Annotated in this window: 22 protein-coding genes and 2 pseudogenes; 14 read left to right on the top strand and 10 right to left on the bottom strand. The window is 60.4% G+C overall.

The window, feature by feature from the left end; genetic code table 11:
- The first annotated feature begins 80 nt into the window (after window positions 1–80).
- Entirely contained in the window at window positions 81–1,379 is a 1,299-nt protein-coding gene (locus ACVIIW_RS17830; RefSeq protein ID WP_456701907.1) for a hypothetical protein, read from the top strand.
- Window positions 1,380–1,388: 9 nt separating this feature from the next.
- On the opposite strand, the gene ACVIIW_RS17825 is transcribed toward ACVIIW_RS17830, so the two are convergent.
- The gene (locus ACVIIW_RS17825) at window positions 1,389–2,000 is read right to left on the bottom strand and encodes a transglutaminase-like cysteine peptidase (RefSeq protein WP_456701906.1); all 612 of its coding nucleotides are present in this window, start codon (window positions 1,998–2,000) and stop codon (window positions 1,389–1,391) included.
- Between the two features lie 187 nt (window positions 2,001–2,187).
- Here ACVIIW_RS17825 and ACVIIW_RS17820 point away from each other — a divergent pair, with 187 nt between their 5' ends.
- The gene (locus ACVIIW_RS17820; protein ID WP_456701905.1) at window positions 2,188–2,931 is read left to right on the top strand and encodes a metallophosphoesterase; all 744 of its coding nucleotides are present in this window, start codon (window positions 2,188–2,190) and stop codon (window positions 2,929–2,931) included.
- A gap of 23 nt (window positions 2,932–2,954) precedes the next feature.
- Window positions 2,955–3,617, top strand: a complete 663-nt coding sequence (locus ACVIIW_RS17815; protein ID WP_456701904.1) for a hypothetical protein — start codon at window positions 2,955–2,957, stop codon at window positions 3,615–3,617.
- Between the two features lie 528 nt (window positions 3,618–4,145).
- Here the strand turns inward: ACVIIW_RS17815 and ACVIIW_RS17810 are convergent.
- The gene (locus tag ACVIIW_RS17810; protein WP_456701903.1) at window positions 4,146–7,577 is read right to left on the bottom strand and encodes a glycoside hydrolase family 113; all 3,432 of its coding nucleotides are present in this window, start codon (window positions 7,575–7,577) and stop codon (window positions 4,146–4,148) included.
- Between the two features lie 270 nt (window positions 7,578–7,847).
- Between ACVIIW_RS17810 and tnpA the strand changes: the two genes are divergently transcribed.
- From tnpA to ACVIIW_RS17795, 3 genes and pseudogenes are all read left to right on the top strand, one after another.
- Window positions 7,848–8,258: an IS66-like element accessory protein TnpA gene (tnpA, locus tag ACVIIW_RS17805; RefSeq protein ID WP_456701902.1), complete on the top strand. Its 411-nt coding sequence runs from the start codon at window positions 7,848–7,850 to the stop codon at window positions 8,256–8,258.
- A 73-nt stretch (window positions 8,259–8,331) separates the two neighbouring features.
- Window positions 8,332–9,856, top strand: a pseudogene (tnpC, locus tag ACVIIW_RS17800) (IS66 family transposase).
- Window positions 9,811–10,239 (top strand): DUF3024 domain-containing protein, encoded by a 429-nt coding sequence (locus ACVIIW_RS17795; RefSeq protein ID WP_456701901.1) that lies wholly within the window; start codon window positions 9,811–9,813, stop codon window positions 10,237–10,239. Before tnpC ends, ACVIIW_RS17795 begins: the two are co-directional and overlap by 46 nt.
- Before the next feature lie 226 nt (window positions 10,240–10,465).
- Here ACVIIW_RS17795 and ACVIIW_RS17790 read toward each other — a convergent pair whose 3' ends face one another.
- The 3 genes from ACVIIW_RS17790 to ACVIIW_RS17780 all read right to left on the bottom strand — a co-directional run bounded on the left by ACVIIW_RS17790 (window position 10,466) and on the right by ACVIIW_RS17780 (window position 12,011).
- The gene (locus ACVIIW_RS17790; protein WP_456701900.1) at window positions 10,466–10,903 is read right to left on the bottom strand and encodes a hypothetical protein; all 438 of its coding nucleotides are present in this window, start codon (window positions 10,901–10,903) and stop codon (window positions 10,466–10,468) included.
- 636 nt (window positions 10,904–11,539) lie between these two features.
- Window positions 11,540–11,701: a hypothetical protein gene (locus tag ACVIIW_RS17785; protein WP_456701899.1), complete on the bottom strand. Its 162-nt coding sequence runs from the start codon at window positions 11,699–11,701 to the stop codon at window positions 11,540–11,542.
- Window positions 11,702–11,855: 154 nt separating this feature from the next.
- The gene (locus ACVIIW_RS17780; RefSeq protein WP_456701898.1) at window positions 11,856–12,011 is read right to left on the bottom strand and encodes a hypothetical protein; all 156 of its coding nucleotides are present in this window, start codon (window positions 12,009–12,011) and stop codon (window positions 11,856–11,858) included.
- 1,023 nt (window positions 12,012–13,034) lie between these two features.
- Here ACVIIW_RS17780 and ACVIIW_RS17775 point away from each other — a divergent pair.
- The 3 genes from ACVIIW_RS17775 to ACVIIW_RS17765 all read left to right on the top strand — a co-directional run bounded on the left by ACVIIW_RS17775 (window position 13,035) and on the right by ACVIIW_RS17765 (window position 14,709).
- Window positions 13,035–13,208, top strand: a complete 174-nt coding sequence (locus ACVIIW_RS17775; protein WP_456701897.1) for a hypothetical protein — start codon at window positions 13,035–13,037, stop codon at window positions 13,206–13,208.
- Between the two features lie 474 nt (window positions 13,209–13,682).
- Window positions 13,683–13,925, top strand: a complete 243-nt coding sequence (locus ACVIIW_RS17770) for a hypothetical protein (protein ID WP_456701896.1) — start codon at window positions 13,683–13,685, stop codon at window positions 13,923–13,925.
- Between the two features lie 418 nt (window positions 13,926–14,343).
- Window positions 14,344–14,709 carry a VanZ family protein gene (locus ACVIIW_RS17765; protein WP_456701895.1) on the top strand — a complete coding sequence of 122 codons (366 nt, stop codon included), beginning with the start codon at window positions 14,344–14,346 and terminating at the stop codon, window positions 14,707–14,709.
- A 439-nt stretch (window positions 14,710–15,148) separates the two neighbouring features.
- Here ACVIIW_RS17765 and ACVIIW_RS17760 read toward each other — a convergent pair whose 3' ends face one another.
- Complete coding sequence (locus tag ACVIIW_RS17760) at window positions 15,149–15,355, bottom strand: hypothetical protein (protein ID WP_456701894.1); 207 nt, start codon at window positions 15,353–15,355, stop codon at window positions 15,149–15,151.
- Between the two features lie 409 nt (window positions 15,356–15,764).
- Window positions 15,765–16,049, bottom strand: a complete 285-nt coding sequence (locus tag ACVIIW_RS17755) for a hypothetical protein (RefSeq protein ID WP_456701893.1) — start codon at window positions 16,047–16,049, stop codon at window positions 15,765–15,767.
- Window positions 16,050–16,260: 211 nt separating this feature from the next.
- Here ACVIIW_RS17755 and ACVIIW_RS17750 point away from each other — a divergent pair.
- Window positions 16,261–16,801, top strand: a pseudogene (locus tag ACVIIW_RS17750) (IS1595 family transposase); the annotation flags it as partial.
- A gap of 964 nt (window positions 16,802–17,765) precedes the next feature.
- Window positions 17,766–18,752, top strand: coding sequence for a UDP-glucose 4-epimerase GalE (galE, locus tag ACVIIW_RS17745; RefSeq protein WP_456701892.1), 987 nt, complete (start codon window positions 17,766–17,768; stop codon window positions 18,750–18,752).
- A 121-nt stretch (window positions 18,753–18,873) separates the two neighbouring features.
- Here galE and ACVIIW_RS17740 read toward each other — a convergent pair whose 3' ends face one another.
- Entirely contained in the window at window positions 18,874–19,320 is a 447-nt protein-coding gene (locus ACVIIW_RS17740) for a hypothetical protein (protein ID WP_456701891.1), read from the bottom strand.
- A gap of 644 nt (window positions 19,321–19,964) precedes the next feature.
- Here ACVIIW_RS17740 and ACVIIW_RS17735 point away from each other — a divergent pair.
- Window positions 19,965–20,633 (top strand): hypothetical protein, encoded by a 669-nt coding sequence (locus tag ACVIIW_RS17735; RefSeq protein ID WP_456701890.1) that lies wholly within the window; start codon window positions 19,965–19,967, stop codon window positions 20,631–20,633.
- A gap of 18 nt (window positions 20,634–20,651) precedes the next feature.
- On the top strand, window positions 20,652–22,802 hold the full coding sequence (locus tag ACVIIW_RS17730) for a CHASE2 domain-containing protein (protein WP_456701889.1): 2,151 nt from the start codon (window positions 20,652–20,654) through the stop codon (window positions 22,800–22,802).
- An 8-nt stretch (window positions 22,803–22,810) separates the two neighbouring features.
- Here ACVIIW_RS17730 and pobA read toward each other — a convergent pair whose 3' ends face one another.
- The gene (gene pobA / locus ACVIIW_RS17725; protein ID WP_456701888.1) at window positions 22,811–23,983 is read right to left on the bottom strand and encodes a 4-hydroxybenzoate 3-monooxygenase; all 1,173 of its coding nucleotides are present in this window, start codon (window positions 23,981–23,983) and stop codon (window positions 22,811–22,813) included.
- 49 nt (window positions 23,984–24,032) lie between these two features.
- Between pobA and ACVIIW_RS17720 the strand changes: the two genes are divergently transcribed.
- A complete protein-coding gene (locus tag ACVIIW_RS17720; protein WP_456701887.1) occupies window positions 24,033–24,938 on the top strand; it encodes a helix-turn-helix domain-containing protein in 906 nt (301 codons plus the stop codon).
- Window positions 24,939–24,946: 8 nt separating this feature from the next.
- Here ACVIIW_RS17720 and ACVIIW_RS17715 read toward each other — a convergent pair whose 3' ends face one another.
- Window positions 24,947–25,333: an SPW repeat protein gene (locus ACVIIW_RS17715; RefSeq protein WP_456701886.1), complete on the bottom strand. Its 387-nt coding sequence runs from the start codon at window positions 25,331–25,333 to the stop codon at window positions 24,947–24,949.
- Between the last annotated feature and the right edge of the window lie 118 nt (window positions 25,334–25,451).

Below are 25,451 nucleotides of genomic sequence, written 5' to 3'. Positions count from 1 at the left end.
GTCACGCCGTCGATATGCGATAGTCCCCGGCGGCTGAGCAACTGGCGTTGGTCCGCGCCGCACTCCTGAAGTTTTCCGACTTGTCGATCGCCTTTCGCCTACTGATCATTCTACTCGCTGTAATGCCGATATTCGCGATCACCGTTGGTGCTCGCGCCGAGGCTGCTTTCGAGGTCGCCGCCGCGATCATCCTAATTTCGGCCGCAAGCGGGGCGCAAGGCGACGTCGCGCCCGGGATACGGCTGATCAAGCGATTTTCGCTGGTGATGCTGTTTCCCGTCGCCTGGATGCTCCTCCAGATCATGCCGCTGCCGTTCTCAGGCCTGACCAATCCGATCTGGTCGACGGCATCGATCGCACTGAACGATCCTGCGCTTTGGAGGCGCATCACGCTGGACCCGGGATCCACGCTGCGCGGCCTCTTCCACTACCTGGCAGTGCTGTCGCTGTTGGCCGGCACGGCAATCGTGACGCGCGATCGACAGCGCGCCGAGACAACTCTGATAGTGCTCAGCATCGTGACTGCATTCATGTCGCTCGTGCGCTTGCTGGGTCGGCTGCCTGCCTTCGGCGGCATCACCTCCCATCCGGCGGAGGCCTTTGTTGCCGTCGCCCCGCTGGCGGTGCTCGCAGGTGGCGCCGTCATCTCCATGGCGATCGAACGCCATCTGAGTCGGCGCGACCAGGGGCAGTGGTCCCTCGATCCGCTAATGTTTAGGCTTGCGGTCGGCCTGACCAGTGTTGCGCTCGGGCTCGCGTCGGCGTCAAGCGAGGCGTCTACGAACCTCTTGATCGCCATTGCGCTTGGCTGCGCTACGATTCTATTCATTGCGGTAGTTCGGCGCTTTGGGCTGCGCGCCTGGCCGTCACTGACGCTGTTCGTGATCCTCGTGGGCCCCACAACCATCCTTCTCATCCCGCACCTCCAGATTTCCCCCTCCGCCGGAATCGCCGGATTTGCGGCCGCAGATAGCGAGATGCTCCCGCCGGCAGAGCGCGCCCTTTCCGACACGCCCTGGCTCGGCAACGGCGTCGGCAGCTTCACATTGCTGACGCAAGTTTATTGGGATCTCGCGGCGACTCCGGCGCCGGTTCCGCCCTCGACGGCGATCTCCATCGCTCTCGAATGGGGTCTTCCGGCGATGGCAGTGCTTGTGGTTCTGGGCCTGCTGGTAGCTGCTGCTCTGTTCGTAGGCGCAGTCAAACGCGGGCGTGACTCTTTCTATGCCTCCGCTGCAGCTGCCGCCATTTTGACGCTGCTCTGCGGGGCGTTCTGCGATTCTGGCTTGCTTCTACTGACAACGCAGATTGCAACGGCGGTCATAATCGGCCTCGGGCTTTCACAAACCGAAGGCCGCACCAAGGGCGGCGACGGCTAGCCAAAGCACTCAAACGCCACGGGCCGCAACGGTCGCCCATAGCTTTTGGTTGCTCGGAAGCTGCACACGAACCCAGCGATAAGGCACGCGCCCCCAGGGCTTGATCTGGGGATTGAGATTGTCGAGGACGAGGTCGCCGGTCCGGGTGCGCACCACCAGCACAAGATGATGGTCGCCCGAGCTGACAACGACCTCGGCGAGGAGCAACGTCCTCGCCGGCCAGCCCCGCGCCAGTAGCTCATGGCGCTTGCTTACGGCATAGTCGTTGCAATCGCCGCGCGACGGGTTTATCAGCCACTTCTCCCCGGCAAGACCGAGTTCGTTGCTCTCCGGAGCGATATCGCGGTTGACAACCTGGTTGACTTCCTTGAGATCGGCCCAGCGCTCCTCGGTCAGCTTGACCGGTCCACCCCGGAAGATCGGCCGCTTGCGGCATTCATCCTGGTAGCGTAAGCAAAACTGCGTATATGACATCGGCGGCAAGGTGGGCGCTTCGAGCTTGATATGCTGGATCGCCGATTGAAGTCCCATCGGCATACCAAGCAGTCCGGCATGCGCCGACTGAAACAAGCTGAGCGTCGCGGTGATAGCCACCGCGGCCAAGACTGAAAACTTGCGCATGCATTGCTCCCCACATCTCTCTTCGGGTGGAAAGCTAGCCGGAACGATTTTAGATTCTGGTCAGTTTGATCCATCAAATTGAACTAAAAGCGACGTACCCGTTGAGCAATTTGTTTACTATACAAAGACATACGCGCTGTTCGAGTTCTGACGGGTAGGTCCGAAAGAGACCCAAGAAGTTCGACAAATGCTGCCATTGCGACGATCAAAATCCAGATCCGAAAAACCGAGATTGCCGGCCGGCATTCGCATTTACGCCATCAGCGATATTCACGGCTGCGCCGACCTGCTTCAGCAAATGTTCACCGTGATTGACAAGGACCTCGCAACCGTCGGCTCGATGCGCCCGATCCACGTCTTCCTAGGCGACTACATCGATCGCGGCCCGGACTCCAATCGCACCATTGCGCTCCTCGTCGAGCGCAGCCGAAAGCATGAGTCGGTCTTTCTAAAGGGCAACCACGAATCGTTCCTGTTCGACGTCCTCGATGACGCGTCCCAATTGCAGGACTGGAAGCAGTTTGGCGGGCTGCAGACGCTGGTCTCCTATGGCCTGCGACCGTCATCGTTGAACCCTGACGCCGAAGAGCAAGCGGACTTGGTGCGACAATTTGCGCAAGCCATTCCGCCGCATCACCTGCACTTCTTGAAGAACCTCCGTCCGCGTTTTGTATGCGGCGATTTCTTTTTCGTTCACGCTGGCGTCAAGCCGGGCGTCGCCCTAGCCAAGCAGCAAGAGCACGACATGCTGTGGATTCGCGATGAATTTCTGCGAAGCAATCAGAACTTTGGGAAATACATCGTGCACGGTCATACACCTGTCCAACAGCCCGATCGGCGCCCCAATCGCATCAACATCGACACGGGCGCCTATGCGACGGGCAACCTCACTCTTTTAACAATTCAAGGCAATCGGCTACTTGCTCTGTGAACGACACGTTTCAGGAGAACCGAATGATCTCATCGAGTCGAACCCGTATCGTGCTGATCGCCCTTGCGCTCGCGACCGGCAGCTATGGGGCCGCCTCGCTCGTCGCCGAGGCGACGGCGCTAGATCGTCCGGAGTTTCCGCGGGGTCTGCCCGGAAGCAGTCCGGCCGCTCCGTCCGGGTCGACCTGGCTCACACTGTTCTTTCCACTTCGTTCGGATCTCGAGGCGAATGAGGTCCTTCGCGCATCGTTGATCGCCATTCGGAAGGTCCGGCCCGGCGGAGCGGCGGCTCCTAACGATGAGCCGTTGCGGATGCACCTCAAACGCGTCCTCTCATTTGCACCTTACGAAGCTGAACTTTGGCTCTCGCTCGCCCTGCTGGAGATGCAGCACGACCCGAACAGTCCCACCATGGTGGAGGCGCTGCGGATGGCCTATCTGACAGCGCCAAATGACGCGCGATTGATGCCCGCACGGCTAGATGCGGTGACGCGCTTCGATGCGGTCGTCGATCCCGACTTGAAGGAACTCGCGCAGGGAGACGTGCGCATCATGTTGACGCGTTCGCCCGCTCAGAAGGATGCGGTCGTCACCGCTTATCGCCGAGCCTCGAGCCGCGGCCGGGCCTTCCTGGACGAGGCCACCCAAGCGATCGATCCGGCATTCACGAGGACTTTGCGCAGTTAAGCCGCGACGAAGGTAGATGAAAGATCCGGCAAAGATAAACCATATTGCCCGAATTGGCTGAAACGTCTAAGGTCGAGGGCAGTTGGGAAATATGGCTATGCAATCTCTTCGCGGCGTTCTCGGATTTGCTGTAAGCTTGACCTGCTTTGTAGTGCCGGCATTCGCGGCCGATTACCCGGTCATTCCGCTGCAGGAGCGCGCGGAGCGCGTTCTGCGCATTGACCGTGGCCTCAATCCGTATTGCGGCCCTCGCTGCGGATGCGCGACCGAGGTGCATGTCCGTCACCGATCGCTCGAGCAATCTTATTCCTATACGTTGGACCCGCGCACGAGAGACGAGCCGCGTTATTCATATGGACCGGCGCGGACTTACGTTCGCTATGCTAATCCCAGGTACCCGCAGGGCGTCCTCGAATATTGAGTGGACGGGCGGTCGCTTTAGACTAGGCAAGGCATCCTCGCGTTGTTTGGCAACCGGGTCATCCCTTCGCCTCTTGCAAGTCGAAAAAGCTGGAGTTCATACGAACGCTACACGAACAGGAAATCGTGTGCGGTGGGATTGATCGAGATGCCGGCCAGAAGGATCGTTGCGTTGTGCCCAAGGTCAATCACCATACCTTGGTCCGACAGATGCATGTTCAACTGAGACACATCAGTCGCGATCGACTTGCTGATCTGAAGAACGTCATGTTCCGGTGCGTCCCCAACCAGAAAATGGTTGATCTGATGGATGCCGGCGGCCATTTTGAAGACGAACGTATCTCCTCCTGCGCTGTTCATCACATCGTTGCCTGAGCTGGCCACAATAGCTGTTCCGGCCACGTTGGCGGTCATGACGTGCCCACCTGCCGCATAGTCTACGGTTGTCTGTATTGTAAGTCCTTGCGCGTCCAAAGCGTCGTGCCGCGCCAGATATGGATTTCCGGGCGCGTAGAACGTGTCCACTTCGCGCGTTCCGTCAAGATGCTGCGCCGTCTCCTTTGCCAAGTTGCCTTGTTCGTCAAATACGAATTGATCGAAAGAACCATTGCTTGCCTTGACCAGCTCTTGCGTGAGATGGCCCGCCTGATCGTACTGGTCGAACGTCGTGCTCCCGTTTGAGTCGGTCGCCTGCCTATAGGACAGTGTACCGTCGGAATGGAATTGCTCGACCAGCACGCTATGCCCGGAGGAATCGATCGTTGTGTGCTGTGAGGTGTAACTTTTTCCTGCAATGCCATAGTCGTAGACATCCCGGGTGCCGTCTAAATGCGTTATTGTTTCCTTTACGACGTTGCCATTGGAGCCGTACGAGAACAGCTGGGAAGAGCCATCGCTGGCCTTGACGGTTTCCTGAACCAGATGACCCGCCTGATCGTACTGGTCGAAATTCGTGACCCCACTCGAGTCCGTCGCCTGCCTATAGAATAATGTACCATCGAAATGGAATTGCTCGACCAGAACGCTATGCCCGGAGGCATCCGTCGTTGTGTGCTGTGAGGTGTAACTCTTTCCTGCAATGCCATAGTCGTAGACATCCCGGGTGCCATCCAGATGTGCAATGGTTTCCTTCACGACGTTGCCACTGGAGCCATACGTGAACAGATGGGAAGAGCCATCGCTGGCCTTGACGGTTTCCTGAACCAGATGACCCGCCTGATCGTACTGGTCGAAATTCGTGACCCCGCTCGAGTCCGTCGCCTGCCTATAGAATAATGTACCATCCAAATGGAATTGCTCGACCAGCACGCTATGCCCGGACGCATCCGTCATTGTGTGCTGTGAGGTGAAGCTTTTTCCTGCAATGCCATAATCGTAAACGTCCCGCGTGCCATCCAAATGCGCTATGGTTTCGCTCACGACGTTGCCGCTAGAATCGTATGTGAACTGCTGTGAAGAACCGTCGCTGGCCTTGACGATTCCCTGAACGAGGTGGCCCGCTTGATCGTACTGATCAAAAGTGGTGACTCCGTTCGGATCGGTCACCTGCTTGTAGTACAGTGTACTATCAGAACGAAACTGTTCGCGGAGGATCGTCAGGCCATTTGCAGCCACCAGATCGTGCTCGGACGAATATGGTTTGCCTACCTCTCCATATGTGTACACATCGCGTGAGCCGTCAGCATGGGCAATCACTTCCATAGTCGGAGCGCCAGCCGAGTCCACCGCCTGAACCTGCAGCCGATCCCCTGCAGCGAGAACTCCAGCGCCTGACCTCAGCCTAGCGACGTCCAGCGTTGTATCTGCAAACCTCAAGAACTCGATGTTTGTCAGCTGGTCGCTACCGTCGCGATTTGAGACCCCATCGCTGACCAAAATTTGATCGCCATTAAATTCAATCCGGTAATCGGCAACGTTGCCGGCATAGACCGCCGTATCGATTCCGTCCCCTCCATCGATGACATCATTTCCGGCACCGCCGGTGATTGTATCATTCCCCGGTCCCCCGTACACGGTGTCGTTATCGGTGGCCGAACCATAGAACCAATCCTGATGGTTTGTCGTGTCGACGTGAATGGAAAATACATAGAGATCGAACGAGCCCGGAGCGCTGTTGTTGGTGGCGTCCGCCGGATGCAGCTCGACTCCATTGATTGAAATCTCTTTCAGGTGCAGGGCGCGGCCCGGGCTCGCATTGTAGAGGCCGATATCAAGGCTGCTGATTACGCCGGCATTGGGGAAGGATATCGTGTAGGTCTGATAGCCGGACGGGTCGAGCGCAGGCTTAAATTCAAGAAGGCCGGACACCGCCTTGCCATTAACCATAACCTGTGCCTGCGCGCCGACGCCGTTCACGATTGAGCCGTATCCGGTTAACGTGATTGTGGTCGACGTAAGCGGTCCAACGCTGCTCGGACCGGCGACGATCGTATCGTTTCCCGACCCGCCGAAAATGACGTCGTTGCCGAGTCCAGCCTGTATACTGGCTCCGCCGTTACCGACATCGATCACATCGGCAATCGCCGAAGCGGTAACCGCGAGTTTTGGAACGTATCCGGTGCCGTGAAAATAGCTTGAAACCACGGCTTCAGCAGGTTTGCCCATGACTGAATAACCGGTCGGTGAAAACTGGTTGTTCAAGTCCCACTGCCAAAGTTCGGCACCTTTGAACCAGCTTCCTCCCTGAGCAGACCATACCTGGAAAAAGGCATTGTAGGCGTCGGCTTGGCTACTGTCGTTCTCCGCGCCAGTTGTTCCCCAAACGCTGGGATCAATCGCGGTTCCGTCTATGCTTCGATACCCGACTTCGGTCATAAGGACTTGCTTTCCGAACTGCTCGGAAAGCGTATGGAGGAAGTCGACCGGCGATCGGTATTCAAATGCGGACGCGTAGTAGGGGTTGACGGGAACGCTATTCCAGGCATGCACCAGATCCTGCACAGTGGGCGAGCTATTGGCCGTCAGCGACGGATAAGCATTGACTCCAATTGTATCGAGCTGCCCCCAAAACCCGACCTTGGAGGCCTCATCCATTGCGGCGGAATAGGTCAATTGTCCTTGGTAGACGCTCCGGACCGCGTTGATCAAATCAGTCCAATAAGGAAGATATTGCGCTCCGGAGAGGCTCCCCATCTCGTTTCCAATATCGAACGTCTCGACGCCTGCCGACTGCGCAATACTCGCAAGGTGAACAATCTCGGCCTGATAGGATGCGAAGAAAGCCCGCACGTCGGTCGGGGCCAAAGAGTAGCTCGGTGTGTGGTCAAAGGATGAGAGCGCGGCCTTGAATACAACCGACAAACCGGCCGCATGCGCGGCCTGGAAGCCCGCTAATAGACTGGCATCACTCTCGGTGGTCGCGGCATCAGCGAGAACCTGGTCGCTATTCCCATTTGGAGTCCAGATGCGAGCAGTCAACTCGGTCGAATTCGCTCCGAGCGTCGCCATTGTTTGAAAGGCATCCGTGGCAGATGTACTGCTGAACTGACCGTTCCATTCAGAAAGAGCTCCAAAGCCCTGAACATCAAAACTCTTTTGCAAGTTCGCCTCCGTCGTTGTTTCGACGGGTAGGCGTCAAGCCTGACGTTCCGCTTAAAAAAATTTATAGAAGGCAGTGCGTTCACTCGGAACGGGACTCGGGTCCGATAGGAACCTGATACAATCTAAACATCACGTTGCTCAACCGCTCCAAATTTGTTTACCGTTCCGCGCGCGGAACTTTCATCCAGCTGGCTCTCCTACAGCGCCGAAGCGTATCCATCCGGTGAGGGCCGCCTTGCGGAGCGAGGCGTGTTGTTGAGAACTGTCCTTATGGACAGTGATAGGCGCAGTGCCCAAGTCGAACGGCTTGAGGTGGTGGACACGGGCCGGCGACGGCGCTGGTCCGAGGATGAGAAGCTCAAGATCGTCCTGGAGAGCTTACAGGCGTCGCGCCAGGTCGCGGCAACCGCGCGGCGGTATGGCGTTTCGCGCTCATTGCTGCTGCGATGGCGACGGTCGTTTCGGCCTGAGCCGAAGAATGCCGCCGATCTCCCTGGCTTCGTACCCGCGATGGTGGTCGCGGAAGCAGGGCCGACGCCTTGTCCACTCGCGCCGACCAGCAGCGGCGGGTCGATCGAGATCGAGTTTGCTGCCGGGGCTCGGATGCGGATCACGGGTACGGTCGACGCGGCGACGCTGAAGGCCGCCGTGGCGGCGCTGGCAGATGGACGCCCACGGTGATCCCCATTGCGTCGGGCGTGCGGGTGTGGATTGCGACTATTCTCTTCCCGACGATGTGACCACGCTGCAGGCGATGCTGCGCGCCGAGCGAGCGGCCCGGTTGGCCGCGCAAGCCGAGGCCCAGGCGGGGAGCTTGCTGATCAAGAAGCTCAAGCTCACGATCAAGAAGCTGCGGCATGAGCAGTTCGGGCAGTCCTCCGAGCGAGGCGCGTTGCTGGACCAACTCGAGTTACAGCTTGCCGACCTGGAGGAGAACGCGGCGCAAGCTGAGACTGCGGCGCAGATGGCAGCCGAGAAGATTGCGGTGCCATCGTTCGAGCGCCGCAAGCCAGCCCGCCGGCCGCTGCCGGAGCATTTGCCGCGGGAGCGCCTTGTCTATCCGGTGCCAGCCACCTGCCCATGCTGCGGCGACAGCCGATTGCGCAAGATTGGCGAAGACGTAACCGAGACGCTGGAGCTCGTTCAGCGCCAGTGGAAGGTGATCCAGCACGTGCGCGAGAAGCTCGTCTGCCGGGCCTGCGAAGCGATTACCCAGCCGCCGGCCCCCTCGCATCCGATTGCGCGCGGGCGTGCAGGGCCCAAGCTGCTGGCCCATGTTCTGTTTGCCAAGTACGGCCTGCACCTGCCGCTTCATCGTCAGAGCGACGTCTACCAGCGTGAAGGCATCGACCTCGACGTATCGACGCTGGCGGACTGGGTGGGTGCCTCCGCGGCAACGCTGATGCCTCTGGTCGATGCGATCCGGAGCCATGTCTTCGCAGCCGAGCGCATCCACGCGGATGACACCACGGTGCCGGTCCTTGCCAAGGGCAAGACCCGGACCGGCCGGCTATGGACCTACGTTCGCGACGACCGTCCGTTTGCCGGCCCAGATCCGCCGGCGGCCGTGTTCTTCTACTCGCCCGATCGTGGCGGTGCGCATCCGGAGCAACATCTGGCGGGTTATGCCGGACTGATGCAGGCCGACGCCTACGCCGGCTTTGGCAGGCTCTACGAGACCAATCGCAAGGGCGGCCCGATCATCGAGGCCGCGTGCTGGGCGCACGGCAGGCGCAAGTTCTTTGACCTCGCGCGGCTCACCAAGGCGCCGATCGCGGCGGAGGCGGTCAAGCGCACCGATGTCCTGTTCGCTATCGAGCGCGAAATCAACGGTCTTGCTGCGCAGGAACGTTTGCGTGTGCGCCAGGAGCGTAGCCGCCCTCTGATCGTCGAGCTGGAGGCGTGGTTGCGCCAGCAGCGCGCCAAGCTCTCCAGGAACAACGACACGACCAAGGCGATCAATTACTGCCTCAGCCGCTGGGATGCATTTACCCGCTTCCTTGATGACGGACGGCTTTGCATGTCGAACAATGCTGCCGACCGTGAGCTACGGGCGGTCGCCGTGGGACGAAAAAATGGACCTTCGCCGGCTCCGATGAGGGCGGCCGGCGAGCGGCGGCCATCTACACCCTTGTTGCTACCTGCAAACTCAACGACATCGATCCACAGGCTTGGCTCGCCGACGTGCTCGCGCGCATCATCATGCTATCCAGAGGCTGGATGAGCTTCTGCCGTGGAATTGGCGAAAGCCAATGCCGAGCCATATCGAAGCAGCGTGAGCCGAGGACACATGAGAGCAAGCGGTCTGTCCGCGGCAGATAAATCGGCGGTGACGGCCGCCTGCCAGCAGCTGATCGACGACTTTCTGAGGCCCCGCTTCCTGCCCACTATCCGACCGACGCAGTTCAACTACCCCATCGATATCCTGGGAAAGTGGCACGGCACCAAATATCGCTTCGTTCAACGCTACCGCTCCGGCTTCCCGGAGAATCTCGGCGAAGAGTTTGACGCCCCCTTCGCTCGCCTCGACTGGATCAGCCGCAACCGCTTCGATATCCAGTGGCACCGGCACACTGGAGAGTGGTTCTGCCGGCATCGCGGCCTCACCCTCGACGAAGCGATTGACACCCTAAGATCTGACGGATTGCTCCATCCACCTTAAACACCGGAACTCCGCAAGCTCAGCTGCCCGGGGTCCTCGCCGGACGGATACGCCGAAGCGAAGTATCCATTAAAACGAAGAGAGGCGATTGCGGCGTACGGCGAGAAATGAGCCCCGTTGAGGGCAATTCCGATCGGAGTGGCAGTCATACTCTGTTTCGAACAGGTTCTCTGACAACTTTCACGCGCAAGCTCTGCCTGCGGACCGGATCAGCCGCTTGGACCAACTAGCTCGGTGTGCCTGGTGCGATATTGTCGTCTTCCGGCAACTTGTAGTCCGGAAACCGAGTGAGCATCGCCGCCCTCAAAAACTTGAAGTGGCCGATTGAGGAATCGAGCTCCTTGAGCCGACGCTGGCCGTTCAGGATCTCCTTATCGAAGAGATCTTGATGATGGTTGTCTAGGTGTTCCCGCTCCAGATATTCGTCGTCACCGTTGCCTAGCGTCACGGCAGCCCGCGCCAGCACGTCCTCCACGCGACGATTCAGGCCCGACTGCTCCCGCTCGGCAGCCTGCAGGGCATCTTCGATCGCGACCATAATGGATTCGATGCGGGAGCGATCCGTTTCCATGTCGCGCTCGGATGAGCGCGCGCGGAATTCCCGATCGCCCATATGGCCTCTCAGAAAGTTGTAGGTCCGAGCCCGCAAGAACAGCTGAAACATGCGTTCATTTTCCGGTTGGAAAGCCGGACCAGAAAATGGGTCCGCGATGGTTAACAAAGGCTAAACCCTTAAATTCCTCGCCGCGTTTTTGCGCCAACCAGGCCTTCCAAGCGCCCTCGTCTTTGGCATACAGCTCCTGCCAGCGCTGCTCACCCCCACCGGCCACAGGACGCGCCCGTCGCGATGGTCATTGTCGCCTGCGACAAACGGCTGGCTATCCAGCCGTTCGAACTCGAATGTCTCTTCCAACGTGAGGCCGATCAAAACACGAAGTATCTTCCCGGCGCATTGTTCCTCAGATCATTCATGACCCGCCGCCGCCTCTCCCCCGATCCAGGGGGCGGTTAGCGCGCCGAGCCAGCGGCTAAAGGTCCAGGCAAAAAGTGGTGCCCCAGCAGTAGGCACCGCCAAAACAGCGAGCCAAATCATCAACTCAAACTCCAATTCAACACACGCGGATGCAAATCACTGCCTGAAAAAAAACCATGGGCAACCGAGCCACACCAACCCGGCAAACAACGGCGGCTCCCCTTTTAACCTAACCCGACGTGGTTACCCTCCCTCACCGCCCTCCTCAATCGTCTGTTCTTCACATACATGCCAACCGAGACAGGATCTCACTTGGATTTCACACCTTCAGAAGGCACGCCGCGTCGCTGGCCGTGCTGCAGAGGGCCCGTAGGGCGCGTAAAGCTGGCGGATGTGCTTGCGCTTGCGCGATCGCGAAGCGCGCACGGCGTAGCCAACGCCGAAGCCGGCGAAGAAGATCAGGAACACGGTCACGATCAAGATTGGCATTGGGAAATCTTCCATTGCGGAACGCTTCCTTCCCAGACGCAGCAGATCTCATCGTGCAGTTGTGTCGACATGATGATGAATGCTGCTGATTTTGTCGTCAGGCGCGAGAAATTTTAGGCAGCAACATGGTTGAGGATCGATCATTCGCGTGCGCTCAACCGAGGAGCCACACGACCAATCTCACCAGCACTAGTGTTATGAAATAGAGCCAGCCTGCCATCGCGACCAACGCCACGCTGAAGAAAGCACCTTCGAACGCCCGTTCTCGAATTTTGGTAAAAGGCACTGCCGCCAAGGTTTTTTGAAGCATCTACGAATTCACCCTGTTCGTTTACGTGATCATAGCCGAATGAATTCGACGGTCTCGTGACGCGTATCATAGTGAGAGAAGGATAATCATCCAGAAACAGACGGCGAAGCTGCTGCACGTGTGGTGGAACAATTCTCTGTCAAGTTCGTTGCGACGATGAAAATTCGAGGCGACGACTCGATGCGCTTCGCTGGGTGGCATTCAACACAAGAGCGCGACGCGGAAGAACTGTCGTGCAATCAAGCTTGCCCGAGCTATCGGCACGAAATCCGCGCTCTCGCCGTCTGCTCCAGATCGTCCGCGATACTGAAAGAAACCTTTGTCTGTCGAGACGATATCTCCCGGCTGCAACGTATCGTCACGGAGCACACGCTCAGTAGCAATCTTCTCCGGCGGATCGGGCAGTGCGGCGCATTGAGTTGCCAGTCCCGACGCGCCTGCTTGGCGCGCTTGCGCGCGTTTTCAGTCCAGCGCTTCCAGTCCTCACGCGAAACCAAACTGTCGGGAGAAGAACCGCTGGCCTGTCCCTGGCAATTGGAGGTGTGGGCACCTCGTCGTTAGCCCGTCCCCGCCCGCTCCAGGCGTGAAGCGCCACGACCAGCACAACCACAGTGCCAAAATCTATTTTCATCTGGTGTTTCTTACTCGCGCAGCGGTTCCGAGCACATAGTATTCCATTGTGGCTGCGATGTCGGCCGGCCGCGACTGCCGGGCTGAGCGCACATATGACCCATCACGTAGATTGAGACGCTTTCGAAAATTCTCCAAAGGCCAACTGCGCGCGGGCAGAGCTTCACCGACAACTCCCGTGGTTGTACGGTACCCCGAGGACTAACTTCGCCCCAGGTAAGGTTGAGCGGTTAGCTTAATTCGCAGTGCTTGTTGCGCGCTTTTTCAGATCGCCTATGCATTCTTCACACCGGGCTCCCCCAAGGCTCGGCCCCACCCAAGCAAAGCCGCTGAGCGAATGGGTCCGCTTGGCGGCTTTGTCGTTGTGTTGATGCGAAGAGGATCATTCCGGTTATGGCGCGCAAGCCCTGGTCATTCAAGGAAGACCGCAGGCTCATGGAGTTGGCGAAGTCTTCAATCTCGCTGGAAGAGGCAGCAAAGCAGCTCGGGCGCACGCCCAGTGCCGTCAAGCGCATGGCCCTGCGCCTCGGCCTGTTCCTCAAGTCGAAGGCTGACAAGAGGGGCTAGCAGCCTCGACCTCAGGCCTTCTACGACGTTGCTTTCGTGGTGTTGCGGCTCTCGGTGATAGTCCGGCCGGACAGCCGAGCTTATGCGGGCTCCTATCAGCCAAGCTGAATCGGGTACGACGCCCTCTGCGCCGTTAACTACGCGCCTGTTTCCTCGGCCCTATCGGCCCGCCAGAACACACCCACATAGGGCTAGGTCAGCGATCAGCTTCCTTGTCTTAGCAGCCCGAAGGTTAGTGCTCCAGGGGATCCTTCTTACCCCGTGCGGGCCGGATGAAAGCAGCACGGCCGAAACCATCCCTTGTGGCCCTCGTGCTTAAGGGTCGCAGCCATGATGCCTGCTCGGTCGCGCGCTGCCGGGCACATGGCTGCGGGTGGGCTCGCCGGTAACCTGCTCGCGGCGGCAAGTCTCGACGAACTGTCGGACCGCGGGTTTGCGGCCGCTGCAAAGTCGACGGCGAACTCGGAGCGGCGCATGACCCTGATCCTGGATGAATCGCGCATGCGATGCGGCCGAATTCCAGGCGATATGGGGCTGAACGATAAGCGAATGGCACTACGATGGATTTTGCCGAGTTTCGGCCCTCCCGAACTCCGCTGGCGAAAGCGCGACGAAGATTCCAAGCGAGTTGCTTTTGAACAGGCGCCAAACGGTTTGTCATACAAGACCGTATGCGGGGGCCTAAAAGTTCCAAGACTTGCAGGCAAATTCATGTGATCACCAGCCACGCCAAGTCCGCAAAGCTGCCTTATGTATGTTGCTCGGCTCCGATATCCGATCACGAGCTGCTCTCTCTTGGTGGATTCCGTATGCTCGGTGTCTTGCTTATTGCTCTCGTCGTTGCGATTTCGTTCGCCGCCGGGTACGGAACGCGTGCCGCGGTCTCACGTCGGCGTCGTACGAAATATCTCAAATGGGAGCCCTACATTCGTGCTTCCCGACCGTCGCAACCTCCACAGTTTTTGGTACAGCCCCGCGGCGGAAATATCGCTCAGATGCCCAGAGTCGCGGCACGCGGTCGCAGGGGCGGTTGACTGTGAGCGTTATTGCCCCGCCTGCAATTCCTGCGCCCAAGCCTTAACGATAGCGAACGGATTGTCGGTCGGCCAAGCGTAAACTGGTATATGCAGTCCGTATGCTTCGCAAACCATTCATCGCTGCGGCCGGCGTTTGCCTCGCCCTGATAACATACGCCACACTGGCGAAGTTGGCGGCAAGGCCGGTGCTCATAGGTCATTCTGAGGCCTTCTGGGTCGTGGTCATGGAGAGGTTCAGCGCCTATTGTTTGCTGGGGTTTCTTTTCTCTTTTCTCTTGCCTGGACGCTTTGGCCGAGCCTGCGCGTTGGTCGTGTCGGTAGCTGTCGGTTTGGAGCTGCTGCAAGCGCTGACGCCCGATCGAGACCCAGCTCTGCTCGACGTACTGCAAAAGGCCGCCGGCGGCACCGCGGGCGTCCTCTTGGCTCAGACGATACTTGCCTTCTTGCCAAGACCGCCGTCCTAGTCCAAATCATCGGGTGGGGCAGCAAAGTCCCGAAGCCAGTTTCTGCAGCGGCACAGAATCGAAGCTGCTGACTGATTTGAGGATTGGACTCATGACCACCAAAAGTCGGCTGCTTGTGGGCGTAGCACTGTCGATCGGAACATCTATGTCGGTGGCAGCCCAAGGAACCTCCTCGAACGCCATCCGCAGCGGTTACACTGGAGGTTACTCTGGGACCACTTCGAGCTCATCCACCTCGAGCACAACATCCGTAGGATCAGGCGGCTCCTCGACCCCAGTCCCTCGGAACTTAGGCACCGGTCAGGGTCGGACCGAGGGCGCGATGGGCCTCTCACCGCAGCTGCAGCGCGAGATGGGGATCAGCCGCCAGCAGTAACAATCTCGCGGAGCCCGCTTGGGGCCTAGAGCCGGGTGCCGCCTCATCCTGCAGCCAGAAGATTCAATTCAAAGGAGTTTCCGCCTCGCGCACCGCCGCTCGGGCTGTTCTGGCATCGGTCGCCTGTTCGCTATGCGAGAGCGCTATGGCTTCGAACGACTTCTTGACCCTGCAGAGATCGTGTTCGATCGACGCGTCGAGGAGCATAGCCCGGGCATCGGTGTGAAATAAGAGAGCGGCGGCAAAAGCCAGGGCTACGGACTGCTTCATGCTGGCTCCGAGATTGATCTTGCGCTATCTTATTTGCGAGAACTTCGACGAAATAGGGGCGCCGCGATGGGTCGCCCACGCATGGCGATGCGGCGTCGGCGTATTTTGCCAGCTCCATTGGACCGCGAAATGAGCAGCCCCTCCGGGATGGCAGGCCCGAAGAGTGACCGTGAAAAGTCAGCGTCTTCTCGTATCATAGGTCTCTCTACTTCCCCGATCCAGGCCGTCGTTCGGAGGCATTTCGTTGCTTCGCTTGATCAGCAGATCGGAGAATCCGGACGCCCCCAACAGCCGTGCGCGGGGCCCAATCATGGGCCCGCTCATGGCGCTCACCCTGGCACCAGACTATCGGGCGAATTTCGGCGAGCGACCACACAGGCCAGTTTGGTCGAAACGCAAGGTGTGCGGCTTACGCCAGGCCGCGCCGGCCATAGGCCTCATTTGGCGCTAGGAGCTCAGCCATCTGCCGGTGCGTGGCCTGGAGAGCTAGGATCGCGCCGTCCAGATCAAAGTCCGCCTCGCGGACGGACGACAGGAATTTAGCCGTGAGCGCCAGGTCCAGCTTGACGCGCGTTGCCCCGTCGCGGCTTTTCTTGCGATCGAGCGACAGGTGAATGGCTCGCACCCTCGCTTCATCGCTGCTGCAATCGCAGAGCGTTCCGAGTTCGTCATAAGTCATCCAGATCTGAGGCATGTCCCTGTCCATTCCTTGTTATCGGACCCAGCCTAGATTTCAGCCTTAAAGGGATAGTTGCTGCAGCGCGACCCCGCGACCTTTTCGCTGAGGGATGGTCAATTGAAGCTAAATCTGAGACGCGCTTTCGCTCGCGTTCCGAGGGGCGAGTTGGGCAGGCCCTTCCCAACCGCCGGGTAATTCACGGCAAGGCCCAATTCGAGGCGGCCGCATGTCCCAGTTCAAGGCGCCGCACTTTCAGAACCACGGCGACGTCAGGAAGTACCTTGAGGGTCTGCGCTGGGGCGGCGAGCGCGTTTATCCGCAGGCAAGTCGCACGAAAACGCGTTTACAAGGACTTCACCATCACGACCAAGAGCGTAATGGGGGTCGAGCCACGTCATGTTCAACGTCTAGCTTGAGGGCTTCTACCTGATGGCATCGAGCAAGAAGAACATGAGCGCTCATCAGCTCCACCGTTCTCTTGGCGTCACCTGCAAAACCGCATGGTTCCTTGTTCACCGAATCCGCGAGGCCACGCGCGCTGGCGGTCTCATGGTCCCTTTTTTGGGTAGCGGCGGCAAGGTCGTTGAGGCCGATGAGACGTTCATCGGCCGCAAGGAAGGCGTCAACAAAGCCCGCGCTGCCGCTCACCACAAGAAGGCCGTTCTGACGCGTTGAACGTGGCGGCGCTGCCCGTAGCTTCCATATCGACGGCACGCCCACGGCGACATCCTTCAATCATCCGCGCAAATTTCAGCCGCGAAGGCAGGCGAGATCTATGGCGGATTGCGCGCCGGTTTCTGCGCTGGCGCGCAAGGCGGCTTCGCCTCTCGTGATTTTGGTTTTTCCATCGGCGGCTTCGGCGACGTCTTGAGTGCGCCGCGTAGCACAGCCTCGAAGCGCTTTTGGACCTCTTTGTCGCTATAGCTGTCTTTGTCTCTCATCTGAAATTCCCAACAACCACCTGGTAAGGCCGAGACGGTTTGTCTTGATCGGCATCACGCGACGCGAACAGGTAAATCAACACAGTCCAACACTTGCCTCAGCGCCGCAAAGATAACCCGTGAAGGTACGTATTTGTAAGCTGCTCGGGTTCGCAACATCCTCCAACGAAATCATAGACGTCATCGCGCTTTCCCGCGAGCAGGGCTCGAACGTCGGTTCCATCGAACCAGTTCACCCGCCGCAAACCAACCTTCGCCAACATCACGTCGATCGGCCCATCTCCCGGGCAGTTACGCTAACAAGCCGGCCAGAGCAGCCACGAACCTCCCAAGTGAACCCCTTGCAAAGCATGCGTTCGCTTTCCTCGAACAGCCGTTTGGCGAGGAATGTCACCTGCTCATGGGACAGGCGGCAAATCACACCTTCGGGCGCGCCAGTTCCCCCCGCTTTATCGGTGCGTCGGGAGGCAGTCACCGAACTACCCTAGGGTCGTGGGCTGCCAATCAACCCGCTTGCGTGGGGAGCCGATCACTCTATGCTTCAGTGTGTGCTTGCCGGGGGCGCGCCCAGATTTCTTGATACCGGAGGGGATTCGGTTGAGGCTGCTCGAGCTTCGATCCGTTGGTGTTGCGGCGACAGCCTCTTATCCAGGCCATATTCCTGCTGGAATACCCCTCGCACGCGGCCGCTCGGCGCGCTTGCGCGCAAGGAACCAGAGTGGCTCTCGATAGCGCTGCTTGTGCAAGTTTGGCCTGGATGATCGCTGCTTTTGCGTTGGGGTAAGGGAATATGACAGATCGACCGACTATCCTCGTCACGGGAGGCGCCGGCTATATTGGCTCGCACGCCTGCCGCGCGCTTGCCGCTGCCGGCTATCGGCCCGTCGTTTATGACAATCTGACAACAGGGCATCGCAGCTTCGTCGCCGGAGAGCTGGTGACGGGCGATCTGCTCGATGGCGCGACGCTGGCGCGCACCTTCGCCGACCACTCGGTCACGGCGGTGATGCACTTCGCGGCGGCGAGTCTCGTCGGCGAGTCCATGACCGATCCGCAGAAATATTACATCAACAACGTCCAGGGCACGTTGTCGCTGCTCCGGGCGATGCGCAACGCGGGCTGCCATCGCATCGTCTTCTCCTCGACCGGCGCCGTTTATGGCAATGCCGATTCCAAGGCGCTGTCCGAAGATTTCCCCTGTGCACCGATCAACCCCTACGGCGCTTCGAAATGGATGATCGAGCGCATGCTCGCCGATTATCGCGCGGCTTACGGCTTCGGTGCGTTCTGCCTGCGCTATTTCAATGCCAGCGGCGCCGATCCGGCCGGCGGCATCGGCGAATTGCGTGACAACGAGACGCACCTCATTCCGCGCGCCATGATGGCGTTGCAGGGCCACGCCGAGTTCGCGGTGTTCGGCGACGACTACGACACGCCCGACGGCACCGCGATCCGAGACTATATCCACGTCACCGACCTCGCCGCGGCTCATGTCGCTGCATTGAAACTGCTGGAATCAGGACATGTCGGCGGCAGCTTCAATCTGGGCACGGGCTCGGGCTTTTCGGTGCGCGAAATCCTCACCGCGATCAAGCAGGAGACCGGGCGCGAGGTGCCGCACACCGTGAAGCCGCGCCGCGCCGGCGATCCGACCTATCTGGTCGCCGACCCCACGGCTGCGCGAAAGGTGCTGGACTTCGTGCCGCGCCATTCCGACCTACCGACCGTGATCCGCACCGCCTGGGCCTGGCATCAGACGGCGCATCCGCTGAGATAAGCCGGACATCATTTTTGTTGGAGTGCAGGCCTGGCTTGTACGTCGGTGGTGAACGACGCGTTTCTGGCGTTCGACGCCGGTCGACTTGCGCGCCAAGGCATGTAGCCGATCTGGCTGTTGATCACACCGATCCCAGTGGTCCGGACGAGAAGGGCGGCCGGAGCCGCGACCGACCATCGGGCCCCTTCGGCAATTTGTCGGCGTTGAGCTTCACGACCGCGCATTTGGCGTCGGCGGCTACCGAGTCATCCTGGCTGTAGATCAGCGTGCACTCGAACCTGACGTCAGGTGCCTGCCTTGCCGTCCCCCAGCACGTCGCCACTGCGCCGTTGCATTCGCCGGAAAGACTAGCCTCGACTTCATCAGGACCAAATACGCTCGTATTACCTTCTGCGTGCCGTTTCACGGTCAGCACGGCCGTGAAGCGCTGCTGATCGACCTGATAGGTGCCGCCATACGTGAAGAAACTATCGCGCCCAGAGATCCGCCCTTCTACCAATTCGACAAGGCCTGTGCCTTGGCCGCGCTGCGTCCTGAACCAGGCAGCGTATTTGCCGTCCCTGAGCATGCAAAACATCCGTCGCGAAATTCAAACGTATTTGCGACCAACTCTGGGGCGCGACAATGACTGATATGACGCGTATTCCGCCACGGTTAACACCCGGCAAAGCCATTTCGTCAAATTACCGGCGCGGCATGCGCAAGGCCGGCGGCAAACTCGAAACAATTCGATGCCGTCGTCTGCAGGTTCGAGCGCTTCGACCCTGTGTGCGGGCGCGCTCGACGGAAGCCCGAGGGCTTGCAAGAATTCGCCTTGGACGTGACGCTCACGCTCCATCGTACAGCGCGCGAAGAGATCGTCGAGCATCGCCTCGTCACGCTGGGATGAGCGATCGCGGGGCACACTGCGGCGTCATTGCAGAAATCCCAGGCCGGCTCGATACCCTTCATATCGGGAGTGACGGGGAAAGGTCCGAAGCTGGATCGCGCCCCCGAATCCGCCGCGGCGGATTGACATGCTTAGAGAGTAACCCTTTGCCAGGGCGCTATTTTCTGCCATCAGAGATTTGAACCTGTTCGTGCCAGGGGGGCACCAATAGCAAGGCTGACTTTCATCACATTGGTCTGGACCATCCCCGCTAGGCTCGCGCTGGGGCGTGGATTATGGGCATCTGGATCAGTGGCATATCGTTCGAACTGGAAGAGAGAGACATGAGAAGCCTGATCGGCGCCGTCGTCGGCGTGTTTTGCCTCACGGCCCCCGCCATCGCGGAGAGCCCGGCCGCCATCGTCGAGGATGTGCAGGGCAAGGTCGACGGCGTCGAATTCATGGACTATGTGGCGCCCGGCAAGATCATCAAGCTCGGCCCCAAGGCGGGCATCACGCTCAGCTACCTGAAATCCTGTCTGCGCGAGACCATCACCGAAGGCGTCGTCCTGGTCGGCACTGAGCAGAGCACCGTGCAGCTCGGCAAGGTCGAGCGCGCCAAGGTGCCGTGCGACGCCAACGCCGCCCAGCTCTCCGAGCGCGAGGCGAACCAGAGCGCAGCGACCACGTTCCGCAGCTTGCGAGCCGACGCCAACGCCCCGCCGGCAAAGTTGCCGACGATCTACGGTGTCGCGCCGCTGATTCAGGCCAAGGCTGGCAGCACCCTGGTGATCGAACGCACCGATGGCAAGGAACCCACGATCACCCTGCCGCTCAAGAGTGACATCCTGGTCGCCAGAAAATTCTACGACCTTTCGAAAGCCGGCAAGTCGCTGACCGCTGGCGGCAGCTATCTCGCGAAGCTCGGCGCCAAACGCTACACGTTCCAGGTCGACGGCAGCGCCACCGCATCGCCGACGCCGATCGTCGGACGTCTGCTGCGGCTCGAATAGACGGCCCGCGGCACAACGATGCGGCGGATCGGACGACGGGACATCGTTGCGGCGATCCTGATCGCGCTCGTCACGGGCGCGGCTTTTGCGTCCCCCCCGTTCCAGAGACTGCAAGGACTTTCGCTCGACATCCTCACGGCCTTGCGCTGGACCCTGATCGGCGATCACCGTGATCCCGCGACATCGCCGGTCGTCGTCGTCGCCATTGACGGAGCGACCTACGAGACGCCGCCTTTCAAGGGATCACCGACCCAGACCTGGACCCGTGAAATCGCCCGGGTACTCAACAGCATCACCGCGGGTGGCGCCAAGGTCATCGGGTTCGACGTGATCTTTCCAAGCTCGATCGAGCAATCAGAAATTCCCTTCGGCGATGCATCGTTCGGCAGCCGGGTGAAGGGATTTGACCGCGACTATCTGATCGCGCTCAGGCGGCTCTCCGACAGCGGCAAGCTCGTGCTCGGCGAGATTCTCAGCAATGATCATCCGGACAGGCCCGATCACGCGCAGCAACTGGCCGTGAACGGCAACATCCGCGCGCTCAACGTCGATACCGACCCCGACCACGTGATCCGGCGGATGCCACTGAGCTTTTCCATCGAGGGTCGGCCGGTGCCCGCAATGGCCGTCGAACTTGCCGCAAGGTCGCTCGGCGCCAAGCCTGAGACCGGACCGACCGGCGTAACGGAACTGTCCGGCTACGCGATTCCAAGCACGGTGCCCAACACGCTCGCCCCCAACTTCCGCGGCATGGGCCGCGACATCCCTGCCTATTCCTTCGCCGATCTGCGCGCCTGCGTCGAAAAGGGAGACGCCGACTTCTTCCGCCATGCCTTCGACGGCAAGATCGTGCTGCTCGGCAGCATCCTCAATTTCGAGGACCGCAAGCTGACCTCGATGCACCTGGCCGGTGGATATGACGGGGCGCCGACGGCGCGATGCGCGCTGCCCGCGCCGGCGAGCTCCGCGCAGGGAGCCCACAGTGCGGTCGCCGGCGTGTTCGTCCACGCCACGGTCGTGCGAAATCTGCTCGAGCATGATGCCGTCACCGAGTTAGGATTCCCACTGCGCACCGTGCTGACGATCATCTTCGCGGCAATCATTGCCTGCGCGGCCTGCATGCTGGCGCCGAGCGGCGCCCTGACGACCTGGTTCGTGCTCTGCGTCCTCTATACCGCCGTCGCCGTCGGCACGTTCGTCCATGCGCTTGCACTGCCTCTGACGGAACCCGTTCTGGCGAGTCTCGCCGCGCTCGCCATGATGATCGGTTACCGCTTCATGATCGCCGACCGCGAAGAGCGTTTCCTGCGCAAGAGCTTCGCGTTCTACCTCGCACCGGAGGTGATCGACGGCATGGTCGCGTCCGGCAAGATGCCGGTGCTCGGCGGAGAGACGCGTGACATCACCATGTTCTTCTCCGACGTCAGCGGCTTCTCCTCGATTGCCGAGAAGATGACGCCCGGCGAGCTCGTCGCACTGATGAACGATTATCTGTCGGCCATGACCGATATCATCGAAAGCCATGGCGGCTATGTCGACAAATATATCGGCGATTCCGTCGTCGCCATGTTCGGCGCGCCCGCCGACGATCCCGATCACGCACGGAACGCGGTCGCGGCCGCGCTTCGATGCCGCGATCGGCTGGAAGAGCTCAACGAAAGCCATCCCGCGTTCCGGGGCCGCGGCCTCGCCCACCGCATCGGACTGAACAGCGGCGAAGCCGTGGTCGGCAATATCGGCTCGCGCCGGCGCTTCAACTACACCGTCATGAGCGATACCGTAAACCTCGCCTCGCGGCTCGAAGGCGCCAACAAATATTTTGGCACGGTGATCATGGCGTCGGAGATGACCATGAACCAGAGCCGCAGCGCCTATACCTGGCGCGAGCTCGACATCGTCAGGGTGCAGGGGCGCGACGAACCGATCAGGGTGTACGAGCCGTTGGCAGAGAAGAACCGGGCAACACCGAACCAAGGCATCCGCGCGGCGACTTACGCCCGAGCACTGGAATGCTGGCGCGCGCGCGACTTTGCCAAAGCGGCCGAACTGTTCGAAAGCGTCGCCTGCGACGATCCGCCAAGCCGATATTTCGCCGGGCGTGCCCGGCTATTGGCTGAGAAACCACCGCCGCCGGACTGGACGCCGGTGAATGCGCTGGAAGGGAAGTAGGGCGTCTCCTAGAACGGCAGTCCCACATAATTCTCCGCAAGCAACCGCTGCGCCGTGTCTGACGACAACAGATATTCCAGCTCGGTCTGCTGGAGCCGATCTTCGTATTCGGAACGATCGGGAAAACGGTGCAACATCATCGTCATCCACCACGAAAATCGCTGCGCCTTCCAGATCCGCGCCAGCGCCTTGGCGGAATAGCCCTTCAGCCCGGAATCGTCGCCATCCCGATAATGCGCGAGCATGGCGTGGTAGAGATAATAGATGTCGGAGCCGGCGCTGTTCAGCCCGCGTGCGCCGGTCGGCGGCACGATGTGGGCGGCATCGCCGGCAAGGAACAGGCGGCCATAGCTCATCGGCTCGGCGACGAAGCTGCGCAGGGGCGCGATGCTCTTCTCGACCGAGGGGCCGGTGACCAGCCGCGCGGCGACGTCATCAGGCAGACGACGCTTCAGCTCGGCCCAGAACGCATCGTCCGACCAGCCCTCGACCTTGTCGGTCAGCGGCACCTGGACGTAATACCGGCTCAGCACCTGCGAGCGCAGCGAGCACAGCGCAAAGCCGCGTTCGTGCTTCACATAGATCAGCTCCGGCGAGACCGGCTTGGTACGCGACAGCACTCCCAACCAGCCGAACGGATAGACCTTCTCGTATTCGCGCAGCACATCCTTCGGGATCGATTTGCGGCTGACACCGTGAAAGCCGTCGGCGCCGACGATGTAGTCGCAATCGATGCGGATCGTCTGGCTGTTCGACCGGTACGTGACGTACGGCCTGTCCGACGTCAGTTCATGCGGTGTCACGTCCTCGGCATCGTGCACGACTTTGCCGCCGAGGCGATCCCGCGCCTCGTAGAGGTCACGCGTCAGCTCGGTCTGGCCGTAGACCAGTACCGAATTGCCGCCGGAATGCTTGTGCAGATCGATATGGGAGAGGACCCCGTCATGAGCGATCTCGAATCCGTTATGGATCTCACCCTCGCGGTCCATCCGCTCGCCGCATTGCGCCTCGCGCATCAACCTGGCAAACCCGTGCTCGAGCACGCCGGCGCGGATGCGGGCCAGGACGTGGTCGCGGCTGTATTTCTCCAGCACGACGGTGTCGATGCCCTTCAGGTGCAGGAGCTGGGACAGCAGCAGCCCGGACGGCCCACCGCCGATGATGCAGACCTGAACTTTCATTTTTCCGTCCTCCATCCGGCATTTTTTGCAGATCACCGGGCCCGGACCGATGGAGGGATCGGCCTTTGTCTTGTACTATTCGCACATGAGAACCGCAGTCCCCACCCCGGCCATCCGGGTCTATAATCTGTTCGGCGAAGCCGGCGACCTGCCTGACGTCGTCCATTGCGAGACCATTGCGTCGCGCTCGGTGCTGCACGACTGGACACTTGCCGTGCACCGGCATGCCCGGCTGCACCAGGTGCTGCTGATCGAGCGCGGCGGCGGGGAAGCAACGCTCGACGGGCGCGCGGTGCCGTTGAAGCCGATGCAGATCGTCAACGTGCCGGTCGGCCATGTCCACGGCTTCAGCTTCGTGCCCGGCACCGAGGGCTGGGTCTTGACCATCGCTGCGGAAATGCTCGACGAAGCGCTGCTGGCCGCCGAAGGCCTGCGCAGCGTGTTGTCGCGATCCGGCGTGGTGCGCGGCACGCCGCAGATCCGCGCCGTCATGAAGCAGATCTTTGCCGAACACGCCGCGCGCGATTTCGGCCGCGCGCATGTGCTGCGCGCATTGTCGGCGGCCATGATCGGCCTCGTGGCACGTGCCCTCACGCGTGACAGCGGCAGCAGCGGCAACTCCGAATCGAACCTGTTCCGTCGCTTCGAAGCCCTGCTCGAACAACATCATCTCGAGCGCTGGACGGTGGCGGACTACGCCGACGCGCTGGCGATCACGCCAACCCATCTCAACCGCATCACGCGCGCGGCGACCGGCGACACAGCCTCGCATCTGATCCTGAATCGGCTGGTTCGCGAGGCGCGGCGCAATCTCGTCTATACCAACCTGCCCGTCTCGACGATCGCCTACGCGCTCGGCTTCGAGGATCCCGCCTATTTCAGCCGGGTCTATGCCGCCGCGACCGGGCTGTCACCACGCGCTTTTCGGGCGCAGCTTCACGGCGCTGAAGGCTGATCCGCGCTCTATTGGTGCGCTCGTTCCGCGGACCCGGCCGATGCTTCGTCCGGATGGCGCTTCTCGTAATGCAGGAAGAGATCGAGCAGCGCCAGGAGCACGATGAAGATGCCGAAGCCGATGCTCAGATGCATCGCCCGCGTATGCGGAAATCCGAGCAGCCAGGGCGACGCGATGAGCCAGACGCCCATCAGAACGTTGATCCATTCCTCCCAGTCCCGATAGGCGATCATCGCTGCCAGCGACAGCACGACGATGATTGCGCTCGTAACCCAGAGGTCGACCTTGCCCAGGCTGTTGGTCAGCTTGAACAACCACGGCGATATGAAGAGGACGGCGGCGAGAAACAGATTGTAGACGTCAGGGACGGTTTCGCGCTCTTGCAGCTTGCCCATGGCAAACCCTCCGCGAGAGATTCATCGAAGCAAAGATCGGGAAGGCGATTCGGTTCCCATTCGGCGTGGGCCCACTGGCTCGACTTTGGTCGCACCGAGGAACCGGAGAGGAACCGAA

The sequence above is a fragment of the Bradyrhizobium sp. USDA 4449 genome, assembly GCF_054056275.1.
This window is presented reverse-complemented; position numbering and strand designations above follow the sequence as displayed.